Source organism: Enterobacter sp. ENT02, assembly GCF_019219165.1.
Lineage (GTDB): Bacteria > Pseudomonadota > Gammaproteobacteria > Enterobacterales > Enterobacteriaceae > Enterobacter > Enterobacter mori.
In genome coordinates, this window is sequence record NZ_JAHUWD010000001.1 from 815,515 (window position 1) to 833,648 (window position 18,134).

Sequence of the window (18,134 nt, forward strand, 5' to 3'; positions counted from 1 at the left end):
TGCCTCAGGCATCAACAAGAACGAAGCGTTAACGAGGAAAGATATGAAATTTTTGGTAACGGGCGCAGCAGGCTTTATCGGTTCACATGTCAGCAAGCGACTACTGGACGCAGGTCATCAGGTCGTCGGTATTGATAATCTGAATGACTATTATGATCCGAACCTAAAGCTGGCACGTCTGGATCTGCTCAACTCCGATAATTTCACCTTCCACAAGCTGGATTTGGCCGACCGTGAAGGTATGGCCACGCTTTTCGCCAACGAGAAATTTGACCGTGTGATCCATCTGGCCGCTCAAGCGGGCGTACGCTACTCGCTGGAAAACCCACACGCCTACGCAGATGCTAACCTGGTTGGCCATCTCAACGTGCTGGAAGGTTGCCGCCATAACAAGGTTCAGCACCTCCTGTATGCTTCTTCCAGCTCCGTTTACGGCCTGAACCGTAAGATGCCGTTCTCAACTGACGACTCAGTGGATCACCCGGTTTCACTGTACGCGGCGACCAAAAAAGCCAATGAGCTGATGTCGCACACTTACTCGCATCTCTACAACCTGCCGACAACCGGGCTTCGCTTCTTTACGGTGTACGGTCCATGGGGACGCCCGGACATGGCGCTGTTTAAGTTCACCAAAGCGATGATTGAAGGCAAGAGTATTGATGTCTACAACTACGGCAAGATGAAACGTGACTTCACCTACATCGATGATATCGCAGAAGCGATCATCCGCCTGCAAGATGTGATCCCTCGGGCCGATGCGAACTGGACCGTCGAGACCGGGTCGCCAGCGACCAGCTCCGCACCATATCGCGTCTACAACATCGGCAACAGCTCGCCTGTCGAGCTGATGGATTACATTACCGCGCTGGAAGACGCGTTAGGTAAAGTGGCAGAGAAAAACATGATGCCCATCCAGCCCGGTGACGTGCTGGAAACCAGCGCCGATACGAAGGCGTTATATGACGTGATTGGTTTTAAACCGCAGACCTCGGTAAAAGACGGAGTGAAGAACTTTGTCGACTGGTACCGTAATTTCTATAAGGTTTAATACAAAAAACCCGGCGCATGAGCCGGGTTTTTTATGTGCGGTAGACGGGAGATTAGTCGCTACCAAACAGATCGCGGGTATAAACCTTATCCGCCACGTCTGCCAGCTCTTCCGCCATGCGGTTCGAGATAATCACATCCGCTTCTTTCTTGAAAGCGTCCAGATCGCGAACCACGCGGGAGTGGAAGAACTCGTCTTCCTGCATCGCGGGTTCATAGATAATGACCTGCACGCCTTTCGCCTTAATACGCTTCATGATCCCCTGAATAGAAGAAGCGCGGAAGTTATCAGAGCCGCTCTTCATGATCAGACGATAGACGCCCACCACTTTCGGCTGACGCGCAAGGATAGAATCAGAGATGAAGTCTTTACGCGTGCGGTTGGCATCGACAATCGCGGAAATCAGGTTGTTTGGCACCGCCTGATAGTTTGCCAGCAGCTGCTTGGTATCTTTTGGCAGACAGTAACCGCCGTAGCCAAATGACGGGTTGTTGTAATGGTTGCCGATACGCGGGTCGAGGCACACGCCTTCGATGATCTGGCGGGTGTTCAGGCCCAGACTCTCTGCATAGCTGTCCAGCTCGTTGAAGTAGGCCACGCGCATTGCCAGATAGGTATTGGCGAAGAGCTTGATCGCCTCGGCTTCGGTAGAGTCAGTGAACAGTACCGGAATATCTTTCTTGATTGCGCCTTCCTGGAGCAGTGCGGCAAAACGTTCCGCACGCTCAGAGCGCTCACCGATCACGATACGGGATGGGTGCAGGTTATCGTATAACGCCCTGCCCTCGCGCAGAAACTCTGGCGAGAAGAAGACATTATCAATACCCAACTCTTCTTTAATCGATTTGGTGAAGCCTACCGGAATGGTCGATTTGATGATCATCACCGCTTTTGGGTTGATTGCGATAACATCTTTGATCACCGCTTCTACGGTTGAGGTGTTGAAGTAGTTGGTTTTAGGGTCGTAATCCGTTGGTGTGGCGATGATGACGAAATCAGCGTCGCGGTAGGCGTCTTCTTTGTCAGTCGTGGCACGGAAATTCAGCGACTTATTTGAGAGATAATCCTGTATTTCCTTATCAACAATCGGGGACTTCTTCTGGTTGAGCATATCCACTTTGGCCTGCACGATGTCCAGTGCAACCACTTCATGATTCTGAGCAATTAGAATGCCGTTTGAAAGACCAACATAGCCTGTTCCGGAAATAGTTATTTTCATTCGCTAATGACTTCTGTGAGTTAACTGTATTGATGGCCGCCTGACCATCGCGATGAACCTGACTGTTGGGCTTTGTACCTCCTTGCCAACAGAACTGTCAAGGCAAACCAGGAGTAATCCCTATGAGTGGGCTGACATTCAGACTTCTTCGAAAAAAATCGCCATTTTCAGAATAAAAAAAACCCGGAGAATTCTCCGGGTTATGTTCACAGCCAGTTGATTAAATTATTCCATCCATTCGGTATGGAATACACCGTCTTTATCGGTACGTTTATACGTATGCGCACCGAAGTAATCACGCTGTGCCTGAATCAGGTTCGCTGGCAGTACGGCAGCACGGTAGCTGTCATAGTACGCCACCGCAGCGGAGAAGGTCGGAACAGGGATACCGTTCTGCACAGCGTAAGCAACCACGTCACGCAGCGCCTGCTGGTATTCGTCAGCGATTTTCTTGAAGTACGGTGCCAGCAGCAGATTCGCGATACCGGCATTTTCAGCGTACGCATCAGTAATTTTCTGCAGGAACTGAGCGCGGATAATGCAACCAGCACGGAAGATCTTCGCGATTTCGCCGTAGTTCAGATCCCAGTTGTTTTCGTCTGAAGCGGCACGCAGCTGAGAGAAACCTTGTGCATAAGAGACGATTTTACCCAGATACAGCGCACGACGAACTTTCTCAACGAATTCAGCTTTATCACCAGCTGGCTTGGCCTGAGGGCCAGACAGTACTTTTGAAGCGGCAACGCGCTGCTCTTTGAGAGAGGAAATGTAACGCGCAAACACAGACTCAGTGATCAGGGACAGAGGCTCGCCCAGATCCAGAGAACTCTGGCTGGTCCATTTACCAGTACCTTTGTTCGCCGCTTCGTCCAAAATCACATCAACCAGGTATTTACCGTCTTCATCTTTCTTGGTGAAGATATCTTTGGTGATGTCGATCAGGTAGCTGTTCAGCTCACCTTTATTCCAGTCAGTGAAGGTTTCAGCCAGTTCTTCGTTAGAGAGGTTCAGGCCGCCTTTCAGTAGGGAGTACGCTTCAGCGATCAGCTGCATATCGCCGTATTCGATGCCGTTGTGAACCATCTTAACGTAGTGACCCGCACCATCTGCACCTATATAGGTAACGCATGGTTCGCCGTCTTCAGCAACCGCTGCAATTTTTGTCAGGATTGGCGCAACCAGTTCATACGCTTCTTTCTGGCCGCCAGGCATGATAGATGGGCCTTTCAGGGCACCCTCTTCGCCACCGGAAACACCGGTACCAATGAAATTAAAGCCTTCTGCTGACAGTTCACGGTTACGACGAATAGTGTCATGGTAGAAAGTGTTGCCGCCATCAATGATGATGTCGCCTTTATCCAGGTAAGGTTTCAGAGAGTCGATCGCTGCATCTGTACCTGCGCCTGCTTTCACCATTAACAGGATACGACGAGGCGTTTCCAGGGACTCAACAAACTCTTTAACCGTATAGAAAGGAACCAGTTTTTTGCCCGGGTTCTCGGCAATCACTTCTTCGGTTTTTTCACGGGAGCGGTTGAAAACGGAGACGGTATAACCACGGCTTTCGATGTTGAGCGCCAGGTTGCGCCCCATCACTGCCATACCGACAACGCCGATCTGTTGCTTGGACATTACATACTCCTGTCAGGTGTTTTTTACTGCACATTAAAAAAATGATTCAACACAAATCGCTATGATAACCTATCATGACCGGAAAACACGAAATAGGCTATTTAGTTTTTATCGTTGATAAAAGCTCTTTTAGTAAAAGTCCCTTTGCGTCTTTCTCCGACAACAACGGTTCCGATGCAGGCCAGGCAATCCCTACATCCGGGTCATTCCAGATCAAGCAGGCTTCATCTTCCGGATGATAGTAATCGGTGCATTTATATTCAAAATCAGCTAATTCGGATAAAACCAGGAAGCCATGTGCTAAACCAGGCGGGATCCAGAATTGCTTTTTGTTGCTTTCAGAAAGAAGCACCCCTTCCCATTTGCCAAAGGTCGGTGAGTCTGGGCGAATATCAACCGCAACATCAAATACTTCGCCACGCACAACACGAACAAGTTTCCCCTGAGGAAAGGTCTTTTGAAAATGTAATCCACGCAATACATTTTTTCTGGAGCGAGAAGAGTTATCCTGCACAAAAGAGATATCATCCCCAAGAATTTCAGCGTAGCGTTTTTGTTCAAATACTTCTAAAAAAAAACCACGTTCATCACCGAAAACCTTAGGTTCAATGATTTTACAACCAGCAACGGAAGTGTCATGCACTAACATACTATCTCCAGATTAAACAGTTAACCATTGTTCAGATTCAATATCATATTTTTTAATAATTTTAGCGGGAATTCCAGAGATTACGCAATAATCAGGGAAATTGCCTTTCACCACTGAATTGGCACCAACAATGCATTGTTTACCTAACGTCGTTCCCGCCAGAATCTTCGCACCTGCGCCAATAAAACAGTTCTCTCCTATCATAGTGATTTTATTATTCATAGGTTGCCGATAGATAGGAACATCAATCTCCATAAAACGATGGTCAGAATTAGTGATCAGAACATCTGCAGAGATAACGGTACCCTTTTTTATCACTAATTCGCTGCCCAAGGATACCAGATGAAAAAATTGACCTATCGAAACATCGTCCTCAATTGTTACCGTGCCTGAGTCTAATATTTCGAAACGCCACATCGGATAGAGCCTAAATTTTTTTCCTACACTGACGTTTCTCAGGCCTGTAAAATAGATTGGCTTGCCGATGTAACCATATAGCCCTGCTTTTTTAAAGAATAATATTCTATAAAAAAAGTTACGTATAAGCCAAAGTACTTTAATGTACATTTTCAGATATCCATTTAGCAATATTTGCAGGAGCAGGACCGTTTAAGTCCCTGAAGTGTCCCGGAGTAAAGTAATGATTAAAAAGATAAACCAAATATTTTTTCCTGAGCATTAAATCTTCTTGTGTCGATTCGCATGAAGCATCAACAAGAAGTTGTTCCAGATTCTCACCCTTGTATTTAAAACATAATGGGAATTGATCATAATAGGCATTACCCAAGATGACCACAGGCTTACCAATTTCAATAGATTCTAGACCCACAGTTGAGTTATTAACTACCACAACATTAGCAGTATTCATTGCATCGAAAAGACGAGCGGAACAATCAAAGAACACGTCAATATGTTCATTGATATAAGTGTACAATTCTGGCTCGTAGAGTTGCTTAAATAATGGGTGTTCACGAACGACCAGAACACTGCCCTCAGGAAGAGCTCGGTGTACAGCTTTGACAATTTCATAGTGATTAGAAAAATACGGACTATGATAAATCATGTTAACATCATCAGGAACCTGCAGGACGAGAAGATAAACGTCCTTGTTGAGAGCATCATTTTGAGAAAATCGACTCAATTGCAGGCTATGATATAATTTTTTATCTACAATGTTGCGCTTTGGCCTGATATGTTCAATAGGTTGCATGAAAGGCAAAAATTTCTCGATAAAAATATCAATAAATCTGTATTTTTTATAACCATCCCATTTGGTTTCTTTATAGGGCTTGATTTCATCCGTTTCATTAACTTTATTTAAATCAAGTGCACCTACATCTCTACATGAACAATTTGCATTAACTCCCCTGGAATCTAAAATTGTTCGTCCAAGTGGTGCTTGTTCGAAATGTAAAACCTCAATTGAACGTTGACTGGCGATGAACTGCAGGACCTCAATGGGCATACGAGAATCACCACTAACAATTATCAAATCAGGACGATAGTCGTTTAAAAAAACCTCAAAATAATCATAATACTTTGCAGTCTGCTGCTGAAGTTTAATTTTGTCAATGCCGGGATTTAGAGTGACGTGGTACTTAATAAAGCGTTCATAATCTTCCTGAATACTCCCTTCACCTTTGGATCTATGCCTGTTAGATGCCCATGGAAGGTATACCGATTTCTGTCTATGCATGAGTGAATATATGTATCCACTTAAATGCAGGTTAATATGGTAAAATGTATAGTCGGAAGATATCTTTGATGTTTCTAATTTGATTTGATTAAAGAATCTGGAAAAATCAGCATAATAACCAACAGTCAGTATTTTCTTCATGATTAATTTTTTCTTTTCACATTTACTCTACTAGTGATTTGACCCATGCACTCAGTCTGTATTTCCCTATAACCTCAGGGGGATACGGTCTGAAGGGGGTACTCAGAAAATCTGAGTCAAACTTAATGTCACAGCGGTCTATAATATGTACATTATCCGGGTGGTATATATCATAATTTACAATATCCTTATTGGTTGTAATAATTTTAATACCAGCAGCCAAAACCTCAAAAGTTCTCATTGTTAAGCCATTTTGCTTATCATGCTCGATATCAATAACCGATTTAGTTGAGGAAAAGATATCTATAATTTCATTAACCGACAGTGATTTGAAATTAAAAGAATAGTCTTTATATTGAGAAAAGCTCACATCTGTTAAACGCCGGACCCAGTAAATAATTCTGCTTTGTATAAAAAGATAATAGAAGAAATTATTGTTATTGCGTAAAGAAAAATCTCTAAAATACTGAACAACTTTCATTCGCTGACTATGTACTGTACCAATAAAAACAAAATCATAATCACGTTTATTTTTCAGGCTGATATTTTCATAATCATTTGAATAGAACAGCGGTAGAAAATTAAAATTATCAACCTTGCTCGCATCCGAACGATCGAAAGTGAAACATTTATTGTAATATTTTAGCGTTGGTTTTATCAGCGGCTTATTATCTATAGAGTCCCACAAATAAAGTCTAACATCTGCATCTTCTGTTAACTCTCTGAGATCCTGAAAAAAACGCTCATTAAAACCTTCAGGGTTTACAAACAATATTTTTGAAAAATCATTATTTTTGACAAGATTTAAAATTCTGTCGTGATGATTTCTAAGTTGGGATCGAATTAAATAATTCAATCCTAATCGAATCAATACTTTTGTAAGAAATGAGTTAGAAGGCCTTGTATCAATAAACGTAACGTCCCATCCCTGAACTTCCAATTCTCTTTGTATTTTTTTCTCATAGCCGAAGAATACCGGAGATATTAAAAGTAATTTTTTTTGTACAACTTCAGCCATTAATTAACCTCGAACCCTAACACAGATTTATACGGGAGCAAATTCTTCTCTATTCCAGTCAGATAAACAGCAACAAAATACAAGGAAAAATAAAGTATCAGCGATAAAACAAAGAGTGTGCGTGTTTTATCATTACTACATAGCCTAACTAAAAGAGGCAATGTGAATACTTTCGCCAATACGAAATAATACTCCACTCGGAGCATAATTCTTAATTCTAATGCCATAGTCAATGTTATAAGCGACAAATAAGTTATATTAAATAAAACTTGCTCGTTTCGAGTTACAATCACTTTATCTTTATAAATTATCAGGAGCAAAATAGGAATACACTGATAGATATAGCTAAACACTCCTTTAGTACTTAATGCATTAAGAAATTCACCATCTCTGAAATTAACATAAGTACCACCATACCCAGGTATACTTCCTAATATCATGAGCAGGCTGTTTTTAATGAATGGGACTTCAAGACTTAATGTTGCCCCGAGTACAACAAAATATATAAATAGGCTTTTCCGAGCACTTATATTCATTTTAATGACAAAGTACAATGGAATTAAGATCAGTGCTGATTTATGAAACAAAACACCAAGAACATTACAAAAAGAATAGCGTATAAACTGAGTGCGTACCAAATACACTATTGAAAGATAGAATAAAGCAACCGCCATATTCTGTCGTAAGTAATTAAAACCACCTTCTATAAGCCCATAAGGCATGATTATAAAAATAAGAAGATTTAGAACAGCTAAATTTCTGTAACGTAAAAATACACGGTAAATACAGTATATATATACTGATGTCAGTGAAAAATAAAATGCAGAAAATGGTAAATCATTCGCTCTGAACAAATATCCAAACTGGCGAAACAAATACTCCTGAAGGAAAAAGTTTTCATTGAGTGAGTCATACATGAATTTATATGCCTCATAATCAGGTCCAACATTTACACTAAATGAGACGATAAGCCAAATTGTAAAAAATGAAAATGCGACTAGCAGTCGTTCATATCGTTGAAAGACAGGAACCGTAGCGGCTAAAAGAACAAAAACAGTAAGGAAACTAACTGCTATGTATATAATCATGCAGCAACCTTTTTATTTCTAATAATCTTAAAAATATAGTGCCTTATCTTTTGGTCACTTAAAACAAAAATGATACCGGCAATACAGTAAATCCCGCACTTAATTAGAAATGATTGTTCACGGAAATAGATAGCTATGGCTATACAGATGACAATGCGTATGATTTCAAAAGGTCCAGCCACCAACTTTAAAACAGGCCCCTTAAAGATGATAAAAATAAATGCCATCATTTTTGAGAGAAAGAGTCCTACTCCTAGAGCAAGAGCTGCCCCTGTCAAACCGTACAAGGGTATAAGCAGATAGCATAATGCAATATTGATCGCAGCGCTGATTATAAGAAAAGCGAAATTATACTTAGCATACCCATTCATCGTCATCCATTCGCTTACAGCACCCCAGCAACTTATGAGAATATATGAAATGGACACCAGTAAAAATGCAAAATCGCCGCGAACATACTCTCGACCAAATAGCGCAAGTATTTCGCGACTAAAAATAATGAAAAATACGCCGCCTAGCGTAGTAAGTGTCATTGCTAAAGATAAATTTAATCGATAGGAACAATGTTTTTCTGGATGAACAAAATATTGATACAGGCGTGGTTCAAATGATTTTGATAATGCAATGTAAGGGAATAAGCACACTATAGCCAAGGAAGTGACAATGTCGTAAACAGCCACATCCACCACCGAAGACAGTTTGCCCAAAATTAGAACATCTATTTTGCCTGCAATAGCAAGCATAATAGAATTGACTCCCAGGCTTAGGGCATATCCAAACCTCGTAAAAAAACTACTTATTGCTGGAGTGCTCCACTGCACTACAGAAAATAAATAATATAACAAGATCCCAAGAAGAAGGATCTGTGACAAAATCATGCTCCAGGCCAAGCCAGCAAAACCTGTATAGCCTAAAATGACAAATACGACTAAAAATGGAAATCTTAAAAACCGCTGTAAAAGGTTAGATAATATGAAACTGGAGTTTACAAATCCTTTAACTCGAACCACGGGTGTAAGGAGGTTATATGCAGCCCATAAAGGGATCATCAATAATGATAAGTGATAACTTCCAGTGCTTACCTGGTTACTCAATAATGTTCTTATAAAAAAGTCATCAAATACATATAATACTATACACCCGATAGTAATAAGCAGTAATCCGCTCATAACTTCTTCGAGTATTACACTATCCTTCTTTTCTTTTTGATAGAAATACAAAACAGAACTATCTCGACCTAGCATCAAGGCTAATACAAGAATAGAAATAAGTGCAAATGTTAATCTAAACTCCCCATAAACCTGTTCTGTTACATTATTCGTTATATAAATTGTCGTCAGGAACATAATGACATTCCCAACCAGGTTGGTTCCTAAACCAACAACAACATTATTAACTTTCTCGATCTTCTCAAGCAAACTGTTTCCTGAACTCATGGATCATCTCAATTAAAAGGCTTTCTACTTTTCGCGGAGAGAAATCTAATGATTTATATTTATCTATATTGATCACAGGAAAGATGTCTTCGCTACTAACAGGGTGCCAAACAGAGCTACATTGGGTATACTCTTCAATAATTTGAACCAATTTTTTTGCACTCACGTTTTCGCCGGAAGCAATGTTATACGTTCCAATAACATGATTCTGAACAGCGTTCAAAATAAAATCGACCAAATCATCTATATAAACATAATCTTTCTCGTAATCCGGGGATACGAAAAGATTGATTTCACCTTTAGTAATAGCATCACGAACCAATGATGGCAGAAAAAGCGGACTATTGAATGCTTTACCGTATACGTTTGATGGCCTGACGATCAAACATGGCTTCTCTTGTGCCAGTGCAACACTCTCGCCAAGCAATTTTGCCTGGTTAAAGAGGCAACGCTTATCATCGAATGACAGACGTAACGCTGACGTCTCCGCTGAATCATCATTATTGAGATACACTCGGGTCGATGAAACATACACTATTTTATCGTAGGTAGCCGAATTAATTATATTACGCAATGCATCAACATGAGAGTAAATGACATCTTCAGTTCGCTTGCAATCACCTACTCCACAGCAATAAATCACTGTTCCTAACGATTGACCAGAAAAATCATTACACTGCCAGTCACCTTTCTCGACCTGAAAACCTGCCTTATCGAGTCTTGCAAACACCGCTGAACCGATAAAACCGCCAGAACCAAAAACGGTGATCTTATTGTTACTCATTTGGTTAACCTTAAATGATCATAAACTTTGAACTTCACAAATATTAACGTGTCGTCATACCGACTGATGGTTATAAATCATGTTCAACCATACGAAGAAGGTACGCGCCGTAATCATTTTTACCCAGTGGTTTAGCAAGGGCACGTACTTGGTCTGCAGTAATGAATCCTTTACGGTAAGCAATTTCTTCAGGACATGACACCTTGAGCCCCTGGCGAGTTTCAAGCGTTCTGATGAAGTTACTTGCTTCAATCAGACTTTCATGAGTTCCGGTATCGAGCCAGGCATATCCGCGCCCCATGAGTGCTACTGAAAGTTCATCCTGCTGCATATACAAGTTGTTAATATCAGTAATTTCTAATTCCCCACGTGCAGATGGCTTCAATTTCTTAGCCATTTCAATCACCTGGCGGTCGTAAAAATAAAGACCTGTGGCAGCATAGTTACTTTTTGGCTCTGTTGGTTTTTCTTCCAGAGAGATGACTTTACCTTGCTTATCAAACTCGATGACGCCATAGCGTTCAGGATCGGTAACATGGTAAGCAAATACAGTCGCCCCAGACTGGCGCTGCATTGCAATTTCAAGTTCTTTAGGCAAATCATGTCCGTAGAAAATATTATCACCCAAAATTAGAGCACAACAATCATCGCCGATGAATTCTTCACCAATAATGAATGCTTGGGCAAGTCCATCTGGGCTTTCCTGAACTTTATACTGAAGATTAATGCCCCACTTGCTACCGTCACCTAATAAATGTTGGAACCGAGGAGTTTCAAGAGGTGTGCTAATAATTAATATATCTCTGATACCGGCAAGCATCAGTGTTGACAAAGGATAGTATATCATTGGCTTGTCGTATACGGGTAATAATTGCTTACTCACTGCCATGGTAACAGGGTATAAGCGAGTGCCTGATCCACCAGCGAGAATAATACCTTTGCGATTTTCCATTTTAATATTCACTTAATTGGTTAAATTAATCTTTTCAATAACGAAGAATGTGGGCTTATCTATTTTCGTAGTTTGCTTTAACCCAATTTTGATATGCGCCATTCCGAATGTTATTTACCCAATCCTGATTGCTCAGATACCATTCAACTGTTTTGCGGATGCCGCTTTCAAACGTCTCTTCCGGATTCCAGCCTAATTCAGCACCAATTTTATGCGCATCAATCGCATAGCGGCGATCGTGTCCCGGTCGGTCAGCAACGTAAGTAATCTGGTCGCGATATGATCCCTCTTTCGGCACAATCTCATCCAGCAGATCGCAGATGGTGTGCACCACGTCCAGGTTCTCCTTCTCGTTATGCCCACCGATGTTATACGTCTCACCGGGTTTACCCTGAGTTACTACGGTGTACAGGGCACGCGCATGATCTTCAACATACAGCCAGTCGCGGATCTGGTCGCCTTTGCCGTAAATAGGCAGCGCTTTACCGTCCAGGGCATTCAAAATTACCAGCGGGATCAGCTTCTCTGGGAAGTGATACGGGCCATAGTTATTGGAGCAGTTGGTCACAATCGTTGGGAAACCGTAGGTACGCAGCCATGCGCGAACCAGGTGATCGCTGGACGCTTTAGAAGCAGAATACGGGCTACTTGGCGCATAGGCTGTGGTTTCGGTAAACAGCGGCAGCTCAGCAGAGGCCGGATGTTCATCAGGATGAGGTAAATCACCGTACACTTCGTCAGTGGAGATGTGGTGGAAGCGAAACGCCGCTTTGGCCGCGTCATCCAGCGTCGACCAGTAAGCCCGTGCGGCTTCCAGCAGCACATAGGTACCGACAATATTGGTCTCAATAAACGCAGCGGGGCCGGTAATAGAACGGTCAACGTGACTTTCTGCCGCAAGGTGCATCACCGCATCCGGTTTGTGCTCGGCGAAAATGCGATCCATTGCCGCTTTATCGCAAATATCCGCATGTTCAAAGACATAACGATCACTATCATTAACGTCGGTCAGTGACTCCAGGTTACCGGCATACGTCAGTTTATCCACATTGACAACTGCATCCTGGGTATTATTAATAATATGTCGCACCACTGCTGAGCCGATAAAACCGGCACCGCCCGTAACAAGAATCTTCACGTTAGCTATTCCATCTAATGGGTATATCGAGATATTGATGCTCTGGAAGCCGATTAATAATAGCGGCTTCAGAAATTTTACACGCTACCGCCCCTGGCTTAACAGCTACCAGTGCACTGAGCGAATGTTGAATAAAGGATTCTGAGGTCTGATTACAGACAAAAAACTGGCGTTAATTGTCGTCCTAAATGCTCCAGGAAACAAGCACAAATCGTTACAAATCAGTCCACATTTGAATCAGATAACTCCATGTTATCACTAGAATTAATAACAAAAAGCGGCAGTTACCATTTTGGTTATGTTTACACATACCAAATGATAACTGCCGCTTTTTCAAACAGACAGAGACAAATCAGTCGTTAGCCAGCAACTTCTCAATGCGGCTTCTGAACTTCGCCCCTTCCTTCAGGTTACGCAGGCCGTAGTTCACAAACGCCTGCATATACCCCATTTTCTTGCCGCAGTCGTAGCTGTCACCGGTCATCAGCATGGCATCTACGGACTGTTTTTTCGCCAGTTCAGCAATCGCATCGGTCAGCTGGATACGGTCCCAGGCGCCTGGCTCCGTTTTTTCCAGCTCGGCCCAGATATCTGCGTTCAGAACATAGCGGCCAACGGCCATCAGGTCGGAGTCCAGCGTTTGAGGCTGATCCGGTTTTTCGATGAACTCAACAATGCGGCTCACCTGCCCTTCCGTCTCCAGCGCTTCTTTCGTCTGAATGACAGAGTACTCAGAGAGATCGCCATCCATGCGTTTCGCCAGCACCTGGCTGCGGCCCGTCTCGTTGAAACGCGCCACCATCGCCGCCAGGTTGTAACGCAGCGGATCCGCAGATGCGGTATCAATGATGATATCCGGCAGAACGACGATGAACGGGTTATCACCCACGACCGGACGCGCGCACAGAATCGAGTGGCCCAGACCCAGCGGCTGCGCCTGGCGCACGTTCATGATAGTCACGCCAGGCGGGCAGATAGATTGAACTTCTGCCAACAGCTGACGCTTAACGCGCTGCTCAAGCAACGCTTCGAGTTCGTAAGAGGTGTCGAAGTGGTTTTCAACCGCATTCTTCGAGGAGTGCGTGACCAGAACGATTTCTTTGATCCCTGCAGCAACAATCTCGTCGACGATGTACTGAATCATCGGCTTGTCGACGATCGGCAGCATCTCTTTAGGAATTGCCTTGGTGGCTGGCAGCATATGCATGCCCAGACCCGCTACCGGAATGACTGCTTTCAAATTAATCATTATATCTTCCACCTTAAAATGGTTGACGAATTATAGCTTTTAAACCTGTTTTCGCCAGTACGTTTTGCTGTAATTCTGGATTCATGTTACGCCCAGGCACCACAAATTACAGTAGTTGTAATCTGAATAGATCACATTATCCAACCAGGAATCGTCGCAAAAATTACCCGCGGGTGATTATCTACTCGGCAGCGCAAAATTCAGCCGTTCCGTATTCACAACATGCTGGTCAACCCGGTCAATATCCACCGAGCTTTGCCCCTTTTCATTGACGGCCTTAATGTTTGCCAGCGACAGCAGCGTTTCGTCTTTGGCCATAAACTTGCCCCGCACGTCCTTACGCAAATCGAATTTGATTTTCAGCGCCGGTCCCACAGCAGCTTCCTGCATCACGTTGATGTTACGCAAGAAAAGATGCTGAGGCTTGTTGTGCAGCTCAAGCGTCGCGCGCTGCATGTCAACGTTAGTGATGGCGACAAACGAGGTCGCGTTGCCGGATGAAATTTGTATTCCGCGCAGCTTATAGGCAAGTTGCCGATTATCCAGGCGAATATCGTTGAGCTTAAAATTCTGCGGTATCGACAGGTAGTTGCCTTTAATTACGCCGTAACCGATTAACATTCCAGCACTATTGACCATGTCGACATTATCAATAACGAAATTATCACAGCCGTAAATCGCTACCGTGGCGTTATCTATTCCCGCTTTTTTGCTGAAGTCGGGGGTAATGTTTTTAGCCTTAATATTGCGAATAACAAAGTGCTTACCGTTTTCGACATGGACTAACTGACGACAGTTGCTGCCCGTTATATTGGACACCACGAAGTTCTTCACGGTCTGCTTTTCAGGGTAGTCATTGTCGTAGGTACTTCCCGCAAGCCCGATGCCAATCCCCCAGTTGATTTTGCCGTTGGTGCAGTTGATGTTGTCGATCACATGGTCTGAGATCAGAATGTTACGGTCGTTGATCGCCACGTTCCACTCAATCGCGTCACCCTGCAGGTGGCTAAATCGACTGTTGGTAATGCGCGCACCGTCCACCTGATTATGGAAGCCCTGTCGCAAAATGGCGTAGTTGGCCTGGCTCACGTTGATATTATCGATGAGGAGGTTGCGCATCACCCTCGGCTTTTTGCCGCCGATGTAGATCTGCGTGACGGGGCCAAAGCCGCTCATCGCCAGACCTTTGATGACGCAATCGGAGCCGCGGACATCCAGCGTGATGTTGTGCGTGCGCCCTTCTCCCTCACCGATGACTTTACTGCCTTCCTGGAGCACAAAGCGCCCGCGCCCGTTGCCTTTGAGCCCACCCCGTATCAGGAGCGTTTTACCGTCGGGGATAAAAATCCCGGTATTGATGTTATCGCAGACGAGATCGGCGGGTACCACAACGGTGTCGGCCTCGGAGAACGCCTGCTTAAAAGCGGCGATCCAGTCGCTGTTGTTGTACTGTTCCACAGAGACCGTCCTCCCGGTGGCTGCCCGCGCGGCGTGCGGCGACAGCAGCGGCATTGCCGCCAGGACGGTTAAGGAAGAGACAAAATGGCGTCGGGTAATCTTTTTCAGCATACAACCTCGGCGTTACAGCGTTTGCAGCAGGCTCGCTAACTGGCGATTAATCACCTGCTGGTTAAATTCTGTTTCGACTTTTTGTCGGGCATTTTGCAGCACCGGTACCAGCTCCTGCTGGTCGATGTCGCTGAAGGCCGCTAAGCGATCGGCCAGGGCGAAAGCATTATTTTCAGGCACCAGCCAGCCGGAATACTCCGATCTGATCAGTTCCGGGATCCCGCTGTGCAGCGTCGACACGACAGGAATCCCCACGGCCATGGCCTCCATCAGCGCGACCGGAATACCTTCCATATCACCGTCCGCACCGGTCACGGAGGGCAGCAGGAAAACGTCCGCCTCGTCGAGCATCGCCTTCACCTCATGGCTTGGCTTGAAGCCCGGCATCTCCACACAGCCTTCCAGCTGGTACTGTTCGATCAGCGTGCGCAGTCGGCGCTCCCAGGGGCCGATACCTAAAATGCGATAGTGGAAATCCACCCCACGCGCTTTTAGCTGACGACAGGCTTCAATCGCGACGTGCAGCCCTTTCTTCTCGGTTAAACGCGCGACCGAGATAATCTGCAGCGGTTTCCCCGGCACCTTCACCGGGCGCTGGGTGAAGCGCTCCATATCGACGCCCATCCGCGAAACGGTAATTTTTTCGCTCGGGCAGCCCATCTTTTTCAGCCGACCGGCCCACAGTTCGCTAATGGGCAGCATCATGTCACCGCGGCGGAAAAGCTGCTGATACTCCGGGGTATAGTGGTTCAGCACTTCCCGGCTGGAGATATCGATACCGTGGAAAATGGTCGCGATTTTGCCGTCAATTACCCCCAGCTCGCGGAGCTTCGCGGCGGTCACGCCCGCCGGGCCGAAGTGGGCGATAAACACATCCGCACGATACGGCTGCGCCGTTTGCCCGCAAATGGCGGAGAGGATCAGATTGCGGGATTCCGCCCCGTAGCGTGACACGTTCAGCGCCCGCCACGTCGAGGGACGGTGCAGCCCGCGCAGCGTCTGGCTGGCGCGGTAGCGCAGTTTGTTCAGCCGCCCGCCCGGCTCATCCTGCAGCCAGCGGGTTTTGGCTTCCAGCCCATACTGGGTGTACGCCGCATGGGTGTTTTGCGTATCGCCCTTTTGCAGGGCGATAATCTCCACGTCATATCCCATATCGATAAACGCAGTGATTTGGTTCAGTACAAAGGTCTCAGACGACAGCGGAAATTTCAGTAAGAAGAAACCAACCTTCATTTCCCCTCCCCGACGCGGTCGAGCACCGATTTCACCATGCCGATCCCTTTTTCGCGCTCGGCTTTCACCGCCACGGCCAGGCGTTCGTTAATCTCAGGCAGCTGTCCCAGCGTGTCGCCGACCATGGCGCCCAGCGAACCGTCGAGAAGATGACGAATATCGACCGCCATTTCCGGCATGCCAAGCTGCTGCATAATGCCCGCTGATTTGTGCTCGTAGTTGATGGCAATCGCTGGCGTGCCGAAGTTCATGGAGATAATGGCCGAGTGAAGGCGCGTGCCAACGGTGAGGTCACAGGCGGAGAGCAGTTTGCCCATCTCCAGGTCGTTCAGCTCGTCCATCACCACGTGGTAGCGTGACGGGTCGTTCACCAGGTGACTCAGGTTAAGCGCCACCATGCGGTCATCTTTGTTGTAGCTGTCGATACCGGTACAGGTGGAGAGCGCCAGCACCTGGTATCCGCTGTCCAGCACGCGGTTCACCACGTCGGCGAAGGCTTTCTCATACGCCGCCTGCGTGGTGCCAAGACGTTTATCAAATGGCGCGAGCTCGCGCAGGGTGATGGCGACGGTTTTCTGTTTCTCCGCCACGTCGAGCCAGTGCTGTACCGCGTAGCTCGGCTGGAAATTATCGACCTGGTGATCCACCAGCCAGGCGGTGTCCACGCCGTGCTCAACTTTTGACGTGTCGATCTCGCTACGCTTCATCAGGTCCAGGCTCACGGACTCGCGCAGGATCAGCGCGTCGCAATGACCAAACACGTAGTTCGCCAGCTGGTTAAACTGCGGATCCTGGAAGGGCCCGACGCTGTGGCCGATCATAAACAGCGGCTTTTTCGCCATAAAGGTACAGAGCGCATGCTCAAACTGCGGCACACCGTAAAGATCGACGAAGAACGAACCGCCGACCTGAATAATGGCGTCATAGCCGGAGAGCAGACGGACAAAATCCGTAAAGCCCTGGGCAATGGCGATATTGCGCAGCTTGCCGGTGTCGGTCACGCGGGAAAGCAGCACCTGATGCTGGTAGCGACGGCGCAGGACTTTCTTCACGCGCCCCATCACGCCCGCGGCGTTGTTGTGCTGTTTCATCTGGCTGTAGAGCGGGTCGCCCATTACCGGGCGGTTCAGTAACCAGGATGAGCTGACCGGATAACGGCTCATCACATCCACTTCTGTCTCAGGCTCAAGGGTGTTAATTGCATCCAATAAACCGCGCAGGATGGCGCTGTCGCCACGGTTGCCGCAGGTATGGTTGCCAAGAATAAGTAATTTCATAATGG

Annotated in this window: 16 protein-coding genes; 1 reads left to right on the forward strand and 15 read right to left on the reverse strand. The window is 45.7% G+C overall.

The window, feature by feature from the left end:
• The first annotated feature begins 43 nt into the window (after window positions 1-43).
• Window positions 44-1,048 (forward strand): NAD-dependent epimerase, encoded by a 1,005-nt coding sequence (locus KW829_RS03785; protein ID WP_218307629.1) that lies wholly within the window; start codon window positions 44-46, stop codon window positions 1,046-1,048.
• A 52-nt stretch (window positions 1,049-1,100) separates the two neighbouring features.
• Here KW829_RS03785 and ugd read toward each other — a convergent pair whose 3' ends face one another.
• From ugd to wcaK, 15 genes are all read right to left on the reverse strand, one after another.
• On the reverse strand, window positions 1,101-2,267 hold the full coding sequence (gene ugd, locus KW829_RS03790; RefSeq protein ID WP_126816532.1) for a UDP-glucose 6-dehydrogenase: 1,167 nt from the start codon (window positions 2,265-2,267) through the stop codon (window positions 1,101-1,103).
• A 225-nt stretch (window positions 2,268-2,492) separates the two neighbouring features.
• Window positions 2,493-3,899: an NADP-dependent phosphogluconate dehydrogenase gene (gndA, locus tag KW829_RS03795; protein ID WP_218307630.1), complete on the reverse strand. Its 1,407-nt coding sequence runs from the start codon at window positions 3,897-3,899 to the stop codon at window positions 2,493-2,495.
• 97 nt (window positions 3,900-3,996) lie between these two features.
• On the reverse strand, window positions 3,997-4,548 hold the full coding sequence (rfbC, locus tag KW829_RS03800) for a dTDP-4-dehydrorhamnose 3,5-epimerase (RefSeq protein ID WP_218307631.1): 552 nt from the start codon (window positions 4,546-4,548) through the stop codon (window positions 3,997-3,999).
• 12 nt (window positions 4,549-4,560) lie between these two features.
• Complete coding sequence (locus tag KW829_RS03805; RefSeq protein WP_218307632.1) at window positions 4,561-5,115, reverse strand: DapH/DapD/GlmU-related protein; 555 nt, start codon at window positions 5,113-5,115, stop codon at window positions 4,561-4,563.
• The gene (locus tag KW829_RS03810) at window positions 5,105-6,385 is read right to left on the reverse strand and encodes a hypothetical protein (RefSeq protein WP_218307633.1); all 1,281 of its coding nucleotides are present in this window, start codon (window positions 6,383-6,385) and stop codon (window positions 5,105-5,107) included. Before KW829_RS03810 ends, KW829_RS03805 begins: the two co-directional genes overlap by 11 nt.
• Before the next feature lie 22 nt (window positions 6,386-6,407).
• Window positions 6,408-7,403, reverse strand: a complete 996-nt coding sequence (locus KW829_RS03815; RefSeq protein ID WP_218307634.1) for a hypothetical protein — start codon at window positions 7,401-7,403, stop codon at window positions 6,408-6,410.
• Window positions 7,403-8,491 carry an EpsG family protein gene (locus KW829_RS03820; RefSeq protein WP_218307635.1) on the reverse strand — a complete coding sequence of 363 codons (1,089 nt, stop codon included), beginning with the start codon at window positions 8,489-8,491 and terminating at the stop codon, window positions 7,403-7,405. The genes KW829_RS03815 and KW829_RS03820 overlap by 1 nt, the downstream gene beginning before the upstream one ends.
• Window positions 8,488-9,909, reverse strand: a complete 1,422-nt coding sequence (locus KW829_RS03825) for a lipopolysaccharide biosynthesis protein (RefSeq protein WP_218307636.1) — start codon at window positions 9,907-9,909, stop codon at window positions 8,488-8,490. The genes KW829_RS03820 and KW829_RS03825 overlap by 4 nt, the downstream gene beginning before the upstream one ends.
• Complete coding sequence (locus KW829_RS03830; RefSeq protein ID WP_218307637.1) at window positions 9,902-10,711, reverse strand: NAD(P)-dependent oxidoreductase; 810 nt, start codon at window positions 10,709-10,711, stop codon at window positions 9,902-9,904. The genes KW829_RS03825 and KW829_RS03830 overlap by 8 nt, the downstream gene beginning before the upstream one ends.
• Before the next feature lie 70 nt (window positions 10,712-10,781).
• On the reverse strand, window positions 10,782-11,663 hold the full coding sequence (gene rfbA, locus KW829_RS03835; protein ID WP_218307638.1) for a glucose-1-phosphate thymidylyltransferase RfbA: 882 nt from the start codon (window positions 11,661-11,663) through the stop codon (window positions 10,782-10,784).
• 55 nt (window positions 11,664-11,718) lie between these two features.
• Window positions 11,719-12,801 carry a dTDP-glucose 4,6-dehydratase gene (gene rfbB, locus KW829_RS03840; protein WP_218307639.1) on the reverse strand — a complete coding sequence of 361 codons (1,083 nt, stop codon included), beginning with the start codon at window positions 12,799-12,801 and terminating at the stop codon, window positions 11,719-11,721.
• A gap of 352 nt (window positions 12,802-13,153) precedes the next feature.
• Window positions 13,154-14,050 (reverse strand): GalU regulator GalF, encoded by an 897-nt coding sequence (gene galF / locus KW829_RS03845; RefSeq protein ID WP_010431970.1) that lies wholly within the window; start codon window positions 14,048-14,050, stop codon window positions 13,154-13,156.
• A 177-nt stretch (window positions 14,051-14,227) separates the two neighbouring features.
• Window positions 14,228-15,619, reverse strand: coding sequence for a colanic acid biosynthesis protein WcaM (gene wcaM / locus KW829_RS03850; protein WP_218307640.1), 1,392 nt, complete (start codon window positions 15,617-15,619; stop codon window positions 14,228-14,230).
• A 12-nt stretch (window positions 15,620-15,631) separates the two neighbouring features.
• Complete coding sequence (gene wcaL / locus KW829_RS03855; RefSeq protein WP_010431964.1) at window positions 15,632-16,852, reverse strand: colanic acid biosynthesis glycosyltransferase WcaL; 1,221 nt, start codon at window positions 16,850-16,852, stop codon at window positions 15,632-15,634.
• Window positions 16,849-18,129, reverse strand: a complete 1,281-nt coding sequence (wcaK, locus tag KW829_RS03860; RefSeq protein ID WP_218307641.1) for a colanic acid biosynthesis pyruvyl transferase WcaK — start codon at window positions 18,127-18,129, stop codon at window positions 16,849-16,851. The genes wcaL and wcaK overlap by 4 nt, the downstream gene beginning before the upstream one ends.
• Window positions 18,130-18,134 lie beyond the last annotated feature (5 nt).

What these genes read in the sequence shown, in the direction of transcription:
- KW829_RS03785 (WP_218307629.1), top strand. Translation starts at nt 44, where the DNA reads ATGAAATTTTTGGTAACGGGCGCAGCAGGCTTTATCGGTTCACATGTC.
- ugd (WP_126816532.1), bottom strand. Translation starts at nt 2,267, where the DNA reads ATGAAAATAACTATTTCCGGAACAGGCTATGTTGGTCTTTCAAACGGC.
- gndA (WP_218307630.1), bottom strand. Translation starts at nt 3,899, where the DNA reads ATGTCCAAGCAACAGATCGGCGTTGTCGGTATGGCAGTGATGGGGCGC.
- rfbC (WP_218307631.1), bottom strand. Translation starts at nt 4,548, where the DNA reads ATGTTAGTGCATGACACTTCCGTTGCTGGTTGTAAAATCATTGAACCT.
- KW829_RS03805 (WP_218307632.1), bottom strand. Translation starts at nt 5,115, where the DNA reads ATGTACATTAAAGTACTTTGGCTTATACGTAACTTTTTTTATAGAATA.
- KW829_RS03810 (WP_218307633.1), bottom strand. Translation starts at nt 6,385, where the DNA reads ATGAAGAAAATACTGACTGTTGGTTATTATGCTGATTTTTCCAGATTC.
- KW829_RS03815 (WP_218307634.1), bottom strand. Translation starts at nt 7,403, where the DNA reads ATGGCTGAAGTTGTACAAAAAAAATTACTTTTAATATCTCCGGTATTC.
- KW829_RS03820 (WP_218307635.1), bottom strand. Translation starts at nt 8,491, where the DNA reads ATGATTATATACATAGCAGTTAGTTTCCTTACTGTTTTTGTTCTTTTA.
- KW829_RS03830 (WP_218307637.1), bottom strand. Translation starts at nt 10,711, where the DNA reads ATGAGTAACAATAAGATCACCGTTTTTGGTTCTGGCGGTTTTATCGGT.
- rfbA (WP_218307638.1), bottom strand. Translation starts at nt 11,663, where the DNA reads ATGGAAAATCGCAAAGGTATTATTCTCGCTGGTGGATCAGGCACTCGC.
- galF (WP_010431970.1), bottom strand. Translation starts at nt 14,050, where the DNA reads ATGATTAATTTGAAAGCAGTCATTCCGGTAGCGGGTCTGGGCATGCAT.
- wcaM (WP_218307640.1), bottom strand. Translation starts at nt 15,619, where the DNA reads ATGCTGAAAAAGATTACCCGACGCCATTTTGTCTCTTCCTTAACCGTC.
- wcaL (WP_010431964.1), bottom strand. Translation starts at nt 16,852, where the DNA reads ATGAAGGTTGGTTTCTTCTTACTGAAATTTCCGCTGTCGTCTGAGACC.
- wcaK (WP_218307641.1), bottom strand. Translation starts at nt 18,129, where the DNA reads ATGAAATTACTTATTCTTGGCAACCATACCTGCGGCAACCGTGGCGAC.